General features: G+C 45.1%; 6 protein-coding genes. 2 read left to right on the forward strand and 4 right to left on the reverse strand.

All coding sequences use genetic code 11. The features are described from left to right. Positions 1-69 precede the first annotated feature (69 nt). A complete protein-coding gene (locus Abin_RS01335; RefSeq protein WP_158319880.1) occupies positions 70-807 on the forward strand; it encodes a tetratricopeptide repeat protein in 738 nt (245 codons plus the stop codon). Here the strand turns inward: Abin_RS01335 and Abin_RS01340 are convergent. From Abin_RS01340 to Abin_RS01355, 4 genes are all read right to left on the reverse strand, one after another. Then, the gene (locus tag Abin_RS01340) at positions 778-1332 is read right to left on the reverse strand and encodes a CpaD family pilus assembly lipoprotein (RefSeq protein WP_146867725.1); all 555 of its coding nucleotides are present in this window, start codon (positions 1330-1332) and stop codon (positions 778-780) included. The genes Abin_RS01335 and Abin_RS01340 overlap by 30 nt on opposite strands. A 113-nt stretch (positions 1333-1445) precedes the next feature. Further along, complete coding sequence (locus tag Abin_RS01345; RefSeq protein WP_048844573.1) at positions 1446-2780, reverse strand: type II and III secretion system protein family protein; 1335 nt, start codon at positions 2778-2780, stop codon at positions 1446-1448. Positions 2781-3028: 248 nt separating this feature from the next. Continuing rightward, positions 3029-4186, reverse strand: a complete 1158-nt coding sequence (locus tag Abin_RS01350; protein ID WP_143217175.1) for a hypothetical protein — start codon at positions 4184-4186, stop codon at positions 3029-3031. 779 nt (positions 4187-4965) lie between these two features. After that, entirely contained in the window at positions 4966-7575 is a 2610-nt protein-coding gene (locus tag Abin_RS01355; protein WP_084593380.1) for a Hint domain-containing protein, read from the reverse strand. 503 nt (positions 7576-8078) lie between these two features. Here Abin_RS01355 and Abin_RS01360 point away from each other — a divergent pair. Next, a complete protein-coding gene (locus tag Abin_RS01360) occupies positions 8079-9047 on the forward strand; it encodes a LysR family transcriptional regulator (RefSeq protein ID WP_048844574.1) in 969 nt (322 codons plus the stop codon). Positions 9048-10439 lie beyond the last annotated feature (1392 nt).

A 10439-nucleotide genomic window follows, 5' to 3' on the forward strand; every position in this document is an offset into this window, starting at 1 on the left:
TTGAGCTTTCCTGTTCTTCTTTCTGCCTGCGCACAGACTTCGCCCACAACGCAGGATACAACACGAGAAATGATGCAGGCGGCGCAAAACCCGGATGCTTTGGCAAGAATTGCCCAAACCGCACTGCAAACAGGTGACGCAGCAACAGCCATCACGTTTTACGGTCGCGCCACAGCTTTACGTCCGGACAGAATTGATCTGCAACTGGGCTATGCTCAGGCATTGACCGCAAACGGAAAGCCGAATGAGGCACTTGGCCTTCTCATGCCTCTCGCTGCCAAAAACCCAGACAACACTCAATTGTCTTTAGTAACAAGCCGTCTGCTGATTGAGGCAGGCCGCCCCCGCGAGGCTCTTAATCGTCTCCAGGCCGCTTTTCGGCGGACCCCGTCAGATAGTCGTGTTTTGATTGCATTGGGTGTCGCGCTGGATACGTTGGGAAACCCGCAGGCTGCGCAAGGCTATTATCAGAAAGCGCTCGCTCTCAACCCAGACGATGTGGCCGCCAGAACAGATATGGCACTTTCTCTTGCTGTTTCAGGCTCGTATCAGCAGGCTTTAGGTATTTTGCGCCCACTACGAAGCGAATTGGCAGGAACAGATCAGATCAGTCATATTAATGCTGTTGAAAACGCTCTGGCGCTTGTCTATGGCCTTATGGGAGACCAGACAAGTTCCGCAGCTATCCTACGTCATCGTATGTCGGAAAAACAAGCACAAGAAAACCTGACTTTTTACAGCGCAATCCGCCAGGGCAGTAGCAAAGTATTCTCTCAATCAGAGCTGGGAAGCTCCGGGAAGCTGTGATTGGGTTGCACTGCTTCCACCCGCCATTCCGGCACCAGAAAGACCAGACCCAGCTAGACCATTACCAAGGGCGTCGGATGGCAGAGTTTTATCCTGCCCTTCATTCAAACGTCGAACCCCCAAAGCAGCTCGTTCAGCGGAGGAAGGGTGTCCTACAGGCGCACGATACAAGTCTGATGGATCAGCAAGCATTTGCGCCAGATTATTATTCTGTACGCATCGTCCCATGTTTTCGATGCTGGGCGTTACATCTCCCAACCATCCTGAACGCATAATTTTGGTACAATCAGGCAACGCTACTTGCGTCCGGCTCAAAATCAATATCGGCCAGCCAACCTGATAACCACCACTCACAGGGGCTACATGCACCCGGTCCGGTTCTAATCCTAATGCCGCAAGCCGAGACATGATTTGTTCAGTTCGCTCTGGCATCAGGCCCACAATATCGGCACTGATTTCAGTCTGACCGCCAAGCATTACCATAGCCTGCTTCAGAAGCTTCTCTTCAAATCTGCCATCAGACATGAGGGGAACGGTTCGCTGCTCGGTATGTAAAGCAACCGGCAAGGTTTTATCTCTGTCGGATTGTGTGGCTTCACAACCGCATAAGGCTAGAAATATGATGAGGGCAGATTTTTTCACTCGAATATAAACCCTGTGCCATTCAAATGAGGCATATGGTCAAGATCCTGCTGATCGGCCATGCGCCCATAGAAAAAGCGTTCCAGCTCGTTCGGCTGATGAATATGCCTGAGTGGATCATCCGGTGTATGCAAAGGATCAACGGGCTTTACCAGATACGGCGTGATGATAATAACCAGTTCACTTTGGTCCCGCTGAAAGCGTGAGGATCGAAACAACTGCCCCAGCACAGGAATATCACCCAGAATAGGAAATTTCTGCACATTATTGTCTGCATCATTTCGCAACAAACCTGCAATTGCAAAACTCTCGCCACTCGCCAGCTCAACTTCCGTTTCCGCCCGCCGTGTTGTAAGCGCAGGTACAGAAAGATTATTAAGCTGATAGCTACCATTCCCAGACAATGCGCTGACGGTGGGCCTTACCTTCAAATGTATCAACCCAGCGCCCAGAACAGTAGGCGTAAAGGCTAAACTGACACCATACTGCATATATTGAATGGAGGTGACACCCAACGCCTGCGGCACAGGAATAGGAAATTCACCGCCAGCCAGAAAAGTGGCGGTGCTGCCACTAATAGCCGTCAGATTTGGTTCAGCCAGCAAAGTCACCAGATGTTCGTTCGCCATTGCATCCAGGACAGTCTGTGCGTTGACGTGTCCAGTACTGGCTCCCCCAAACAGTGAAGCAGCCGTATTTTCCGCAATGGCAGCAGACTGCATACCAAACGCAAAACTTCCTGCCTTGATAACAGTAGACCAGTTAAAGCCAATTTGCTGGGCAACGCTCCGGGAAACCTCAGCAATTCTGATCCGCAGATTAACCTGAAGTGGATGCGTCACACCCATCTGATTGGCCAGAGGATGTTCCTTCCCCTCCACCCCACGCGCAACCGATGCGAGATGATCCGCCTGTTCGGCGTTAGCTACTGCTCCACTCAGCACAGAACCACTGGGAGACGTTTCCAGCGTGGCGTCAGATGCCTCCGCCTGAGCGTGTGGTGCAAACACGGATTGATCTGCTTCAACCCGGACCGTCACGGCTATTATAGAATCTCCGTTCTCATCCAGAGCATAGAGTGTCGTCGTGCCAGACTTTTTGCCTATAACAAAAATTTTGTTATCAGACGGAACTTGAACATCAGCTATTTGTGGTTCGGCCACAAAAACACTTGCTGCTGGCCGGGACAGGCTCAACATATGCCCTCCTCCTACACCAACCAGAATCGTTTTATTACCATGATAAAACTGCGTTACTGTAGCCGGAGCCTTACCCGCTATGGCCTTTACGGGCGACAAGATGCCACAAACCAGCACAGTGCTTAAAATCATGGTAGAAAGACTAGCTAAAGTTTTATATTTTTCTGTAGGCATCATGCTTGATTTAGAATCCGATTGAGCTTTCCACCTTTGTCTTTCAATCATAAAACCCACTTGTATACTCAAAGCACAATAAATTTTTGTTCAAACACATATGCACAAGGCTTCTTACAGAAGGCCTTGTGCATGACGAGTGAAAACGGCATGTGAGAGCGAGGCTTAAATACCGATTTAATAACTCTCAAACTCTGTCGTCTTCTTTATTTCGAGACGGCTCCAGCAATTTCGGTCACGATATTCAGTATAGGCTCTCCAAAATGCTGCCAGCCCCATGGCAGATTGTCCATATTGGAACCATCTTCCCGCACATGGGAGTCTTTGGTGTCAGGAAGCTGATGGTTAATAAGCTGTCCGAGGTATCCCCACCCTTGCTGGGTTACGTCCTGAAGAACGCCAGCTTCCGTGCCATGGCGAGCATCTCCATCTTTTGTAAACCCATCAATTTTGCCATCGCTCACTATGTCCCCACGATCTGCACCATCCCGACCCAGTGAGGATTTGATATAAGTCAGCAAAGCAACAGCCCGATAAGCCTGATCGGGGTTTGTTGTCATCTGCCCCCCAACCATTTCGTTTAGCTTATCGCGAATACCACTTTGATTTCCAAGATTTTTTAGGATTGGATTATCGTTTATAATATCCTGCGCGGACCGTGTATCGCCATCCGGGCGCTTTGTTTCGCTGGTCGGCGGCGTGGAAACAAACGCATCCATGCTTGTGTCAGGTGTAACGCGATTGACCGTTGTTGAGTTAGAGGCTCCGGCGTCAGATGAAACATCCGATTCAGACGATGATCCTGAAGAATCTACACCCGAAGACGCCCCTGAACTGTCGGAGCTATCACCAGTATTCTGCAGCATATCGCCTACAATCTGAAGTATTTTGGATGCCCCGTCACTTTTAGAAATAGTACCGGCTTCAAGCTCCATAATAACTTTGGAGAGATCGATTACTTGTGGGGCAAATTTTCCTGCCGTTTGAGCAAAAGACAGCACTTTTTTTGCTGCTGATATTAAGCTTGCAACAGAAGAAGAGTCACCTCCACTCTCTAACGAGTTCGTCCCGTCAGGCTTGCTCTGACCATCAGTCTTATCAGGCTTCGGCTTACTATGGTTGTCGGTCTTACCGGTATCTGGCTTGCTATGACCCTCGGTCTTGCCATTCCCGGATTTATGCGAAGAGCTACCATGAGACGAATGTTTGCTCTGCAGATGAACTGACTTATCTACATCCGTTTCCGAAAGAGATGACGTTTTATTTTCAATTGGTTTTTCTAAAAGTTTAGAAAATTCCATTTCATTTGATGAGCTATACGGTGATGCAAATGAAGGAGCTAATGTGGAGGAAGAGGGTTTCATATCTAATTATCCTCGAAACGAACGCCGAATTATCTGCAAGATCTTTCTCGCTTATCACTGTGGCGAGAGCCTTGACAATCCAGTCATAAAAAATTCATTTATTGAAAAATATTGTCTCCATATAAGGTGAAGAGATCAAAGAATCACGGTGCGTTACATGGATGACCATCACGTTCTGAGCGAGAATGGAATTGAGTATAGTGCTCAAAACACTCTTCAATAAAAATATGCTCCGAAAGAATATGACCTGTCGAAAATTTTGTACTTTTTAGAAATGGCTGAACCGCCGGGGCAATCTTTACAAGATATTCGCAGCGTTGACAGAATAGTTGATTGTTTGAATGCGATTAAGATGGATGCACCGCAGTTTAAATTACACCTGACATTTTGCTAACTAACCAAGAAAAAAGATGTTCTCGGCCATATCGGTCGCGTAAAAGGCGGACTAAATTTAACACTCCACGCCATATGCGTTGATTATGGCCAATCTCTTCAGGTGCACCTATCTGTGGGTCAGATCATTGACTTCAAAAACGCAACTGCCATTTTGGCAGATTTTCCGAGGAAATAGAAAAAATTATTGGCGCAAAAGGCTATGGTAATAACCAGATCAGGCTTATTTTTTGCAGTATGTAATATTATTGATAGTATTCAGAAAATAAATCAAAACAGATATGCTACTGGAAATTCCTTATTTAAACACTATCTTCTGAATATATTAAAAATATCCAATTAGAATTCCCCTTCTTCCAAAAGAGAAGGAAGGGGAATTTTCTTATTTATCCAACGAGACTGATTACCATTTCATTTTCGTCAGCAAGTAAATATGGTCCTGCGGCACAAAGTGTCAGAGAAAGAATTCCCATCGGGTTTCTTGTTGCCTCCCCCAATGGCAGCAGTGCATTACCGTTTGTCCAAACAACTGTGCTATTTGCGTCTGTAGGATACCATCCTTCAGGCTTTTCGGTCCGGAGATGCGCCCCGATATTCTGCTTTCCGTTAGCGAAAACCAGATTAATCTCTCCAACAGCAATCCCCAGTTCACGACGATCATCCACAAACGGCCCAATAACATCTACCGGACGGTTTGCCCGTGAAACAATACGAACCTGCGCTGTGCCAGACGGCAACATGAAACTGTAGACACCAGCTTCTTGGCGTAATGGCCGGATTACCGCACCAGTTTCCGTCAAAAGGCGAACATCTGGGTCACTGGTCGTTGCAACTGTTTCTTCGCAAACAGGCGTTCCAAAAATCTCCTGAGAACGAGATTCAAGGTTGCGGAAAAGAGGTTCAACAAAAGAACGCTCGACACACAGGGGAGCCGCAGCATGATCTTCCCAAGTGACGCTGGTATTCCGCAGCGCAACAACAGCACCTTCCTGGCGAAAGGTTTTACGGTTCCCGGTATCCAGATAACTTTCTGTCAGCATCCCATCAGCACAGATCACTGCATGATGATGTGTTTCCACATGATAATAATCATATGCCTTAATGGAACGATCATAAAAAATGGAAGAACCATTCACCAACATACGGGCCGGAACAAACCGTCCATCAAAAAACAGGCAGTGCTCTGGGGTGATCAGCATATCTTTGAACGGAACACCATCAGCGATAGCATTTTTCAGGATACGAACGGGATAACCGGCCATATCATCGGGCATCCCCAACCGGACTGTTGTATGCTTGCAGCCGGTCCAGACAACAATCTGCTCCGTCACAACACCATTTGTATAACTCAGGATTTTGTCGCCGATTTGTATATCCTGTACAGCAACTGTGCCTGACGGTGTAGAAATCAAGCTATCAGCAAGGAAACAGACTTCTGCACTAGCCCCACCATGCCCGTCATCAACTAATACAAAGCCTGTATTTTTGACGCCAGTAATGTTGAGCGTAATTTTCGCCCCGCTCGCCAGCGTGATAACGACCTGATTATCAGATGGGTATGCATAAGATGCGCCCGCAGCCGATACACCAGCAAGATCAATGCTGTCAGAATTTCCTGGACCAGTGCCACTGAAGCCATTGATGACAGTTGTCAGGGTGCCACCTGACGCCAGACCTGAAACCGTTAAACCTGCGTTATCATCTGATTGTAAATCAATTGTACCACCAGCATTGTTCCAGATTGTCGCAGAGCCGCCATTCTGGATTGTAACAACGCCTGAAATTATAGCACCACTTGAGGCTGCAATATTGCCGCCATTAGCGACAGTCGTCGTCCCCAGAGTGCCGGATGGCTCTACATAAACCTCAGCACCAGAGTTGATTGTGTTGCTATTGGCTGTTCCTCCTGACCCTATGTCTAAAACACCACCGTTGTTAACGGTTGTGTTAGAAGCCACACCAGCCAAACCAAGGCCACCACCACTTGAGACTGTTGTACCAGAAACGGCACCACCACTTAGAACAACCAAATTACCGTTGGTTTCGACAGTAGTATCCAGGGCTGAGGCGCCGGCACTGACTGTGGCAATTCCAGAGTTTTCAACCGTGGTTGTGCTGATTACGCCCCCCGCATCAACATATGCTTTACCGCCATCAAGTGTGCTGCCTGTGGCTGTACCACCCGAAGCAACTTCTATGACGCCGCCATTGCTAACAGTAGTATTAGAAGCAACACCAGCTACACCGAGACCGCCGCCACTTGAGACTGTTGTACCAGAAACGGCACCACCACTTAGAACAACCAGATTACCGTTGGTTTCGACAGTAGTATTCAGGGCTGAGGCACCAGCACTGACTGTGGCAATTCCGGAATTTTCAACCGTGGTTTTGCTGATTACGCCCCCCGCATCAACATATGCTTTACCGCCATCAAGTGTACTGCCGATGGCTGTACCACCAGAAGCAACTTCTATGACGCCACCACTGCTAATAGTGGTGTTGGAAGCAACACCCGCCAAGCCAAGGCCACCGCCGCTGGAGACTATTGTCCCAGAAACCAGGCCGCCCGAACTTGTAACAATATTGGCGCCACTCCCTACTGTAATGCCATCTGCGCTCCCACCTGATTGCACATAGATAGTTGCGCCATTTGTAAGAGTTCCACCACTTGCAACGCTACCCCAGTGAGATAATACTCCCCCATTAGCAACAACAAAGCCTCCGGAAAGAGTAGCTGTCGGGGCGGTTAAGATCGTCCCGCCTGACCCTATAGATCCGCCAACAATAGTGCCACCGGAATAAACAAGTATTTTCCCTCCATCGTAGGGTCCATATAAAACTTTTCCTTTTTGCTCTATAAGAGCAGCTCCACTGTAAACAAGTATTTGACCGGTAGATATTACGGATTGATATAGACCTGTCGCACCAGAGCTTAGTATTTCCTGAGAATTATAGACCGTGCCTGATGCCGTCTGCCCGGAAGTGTATGTCGTCATTTTTTCTCTCCAACATTTCTATATTTGTTTTCTTTCTGCATAACCCGCAGAAATTCCGACAGAAATCGTATATTTCGCTTAGAAAGCTCCTTTTTTCTCATTAAATACAATCTAGTAATTTATTTACCAATATTTATAAATAAATTTTATTTAACTATAGTTATTTATATTAACATAAATATTTATCCTAAATTTGCATTTTTCTTTGTTTATGACTTTCATATACTAAACATAATGCCATTGGATAAAAATTAGCAAACGAAAAAAATTTGTCATGCCATAACTTTTTGGTTGATTTTATTCATAGCTCTATCTCATCGAACTTAATATCAGATGAATAAAAGTTGCTTCCCTCCAACCGTTTGGTTTTTTACAATTTTGATGCTTAAGGTGGAATTTGTCATATTGCTGTAACCTTAAATCACGATAAGTCACCACAAAATGAAACTATGATTTTTTGAAAAATATAAGAATATTTTCAATACACATAGGAATTACCTAAAATGCAAACGCATCCGGACCCTCGTAACCTTATAAAATTACGGCATTTCAAGCTTATTGAAACACTCATGGCAACAAGAAGCATCCGCCTGGCTGCTGAACGTTTGCGAATTACGCCTGCTGCTGTTTCAAAATCCTGTCTTGAATTAGAAAACATACTTAATACTAAACTATTTATACGAAAATCAGGAGAGTTAATTCCTTATCCGTTATGTGAAAGACTTGTTGCTACAGGAAGACGTATTAGTGCTGAATTGAATAATTTGATAAATGAAATTCCGCATCATGATAAGAATTTTCATAATACAGTGAAGATTGGTTTTCAAACCCCCATGCTACAAGATGCCATTGTCCGAGGAGTTGCCAAGATAAAGCATATGCACCCCAATCTTAACTTGATATTGGAATATGGATCCCGACAAAGTCTTCTATCCGGAATTGAAACGAATTTGTATGATTTTATTTTTATAAGTTTGACTGATATTATACCCCATCCACGTTTCAAAGCTCAAAAACTTGGTGAGGAACAATATGTTATTGCAAATATAGAAGAAATATACTCAATCCCAGAGGTTCTCCAAAAATGGGAAGAATTTTCTTCTGCAACATGGGTTCTACCAGTTAAAGGGTTAGCCATACGTGACAAATTTGATTCTATTTTGGCAGCCAGAAGGTTATCGTTGCCCGAAAGACGAATTGAAATAAATTCTCCTATTGGAAGAGAAAAAATCATTTCTTTATCAAACGCTTTTACCATTGCACCACTTACAGTTATGAGAGAGTTAGGACGGCTTTCAGGATTCTTAAATGAAACGTTGAGTTTTTTGCCTGAAATGTGCATGGATACAGGAATTGTTTGGTTAAAAGATTCTCCAATGAGTTCAGCCGCCCAATATGTAAGCGAATTTATTATAAATAAAATTGTGAAAAACAATAGAGAAATAAAAAATGAAAATAATATTCAATATTAACAGACGAAAAAACTATCTCGCAGTTTACCACTTTTTTTGACAACCGTCATTCAAATTCAATTAACTATGGAGGGGGGCAGAAAACTTTACCTGCTTAGGTATAAATATGATAGATTTGTACTACTCTGGCCTCTCGCTCTTTTGGTCATTCAACTGATTCAGAGCCGTTCTGACAGAATAACAGATCAAGCCTGCTTCCATTACGACTGCAACACTCCTGAGCGGATTTACAGAAGGTACCAAGAACGGCATATTTAACAGACATCTGATATACATAATTTTTTAACAGAAACTTCCAATCTTAAATGTTGGTCAGAAAATACTTCGAATTTATCTTCGTATATCTAATACAGACATTTTATAAAAATAAAAATTTTCAAAAAATTCCCGTTTCAGACAGATACTAGGCTTAGGACTCATCCCCTGAGGTAGAAGATGAAGCTTGCTGCGATATGGATTGCGAACAGGGCGTCACTGTCTATCACATATGGCATGAAGTTTTGAGTTCAGGCCGCCTTTTGTCTGTCCGATATGATGGGGAAAAGCTCTTTTTGAGCAGGCACGCCGATGTCCTGTGTACCTTGAGGTGTGTTGCATTGATCATCAGATCGCCTCGAACGGCCAGCCTGCTCTGTCAACGCGACGAAGATCCGGCCGAAGACACCAAGACAGCTCCACCAGGTGAAGCGATTATACAACGTCTTGTGAGACCATATGTTTTCGAGACATTCTTCCACCGAAGGCCGTTGCAGTTCACATAACCGATCCAGCTCAAAATACGCTGGTCCTCCCTACGTGGCACTCCGTGCGCCAGAGGGAAAAACGGCTCAATCCGCTCCATCTACCTCTCAAACAGCAAAAACACGTCACTCACAGCATCACCTCCATCGGTAGTCTGGGAATCACAAGATCACATGCTCAGTTCAATAAATTAACAGGTCCTAAAACTAGGTTACAGGAGGATAACCAATCAGGGGGATTTTTTTGGGGAGGCCCTTGAAGTGATAGCAGTGCCACTTAACAAACAATCCAACCGTCACCCTCTTATATCAAGAGACGAGATGAATATGAGTGACCTTGTCCATTTTGCCGTTATAGCCGTTTGATGAGCCGACATCAGGCTTATGCCATGATGGTTCAGTTTGTGCACCCGGTGGCAATACGACCTCTTTGGTCTCAACTATTATTCAGAGATTAAGACTGAGGGCTTGCTGTAGCGAGATCTATAGCTTTTTATGATGACGTTACGTGCCAATAGGTTTGTTTCTTAAGCCATAATATGAAATTACAACGCTACAAAAATAATTATTTTTATATTGGCTTGACTGTAAAAACAGAAGACCATGGCGTCCCGTACGGGATTCGAACCCGTGTTGCCGCCGTGAAAGGGCG

Origin of the sequence: Acetobacter indonesiensis (assembly GCF_000963945.1) — a bacterium.
In the GTDB taxonomy this organism is placed as follows: domain Bacteria; phylum Pseudomonadota; class Alphaproteobacteria; order Acetobacterales; family Acetobacteraceae; genus Acetobacter; species Acetobacter indonesiensis.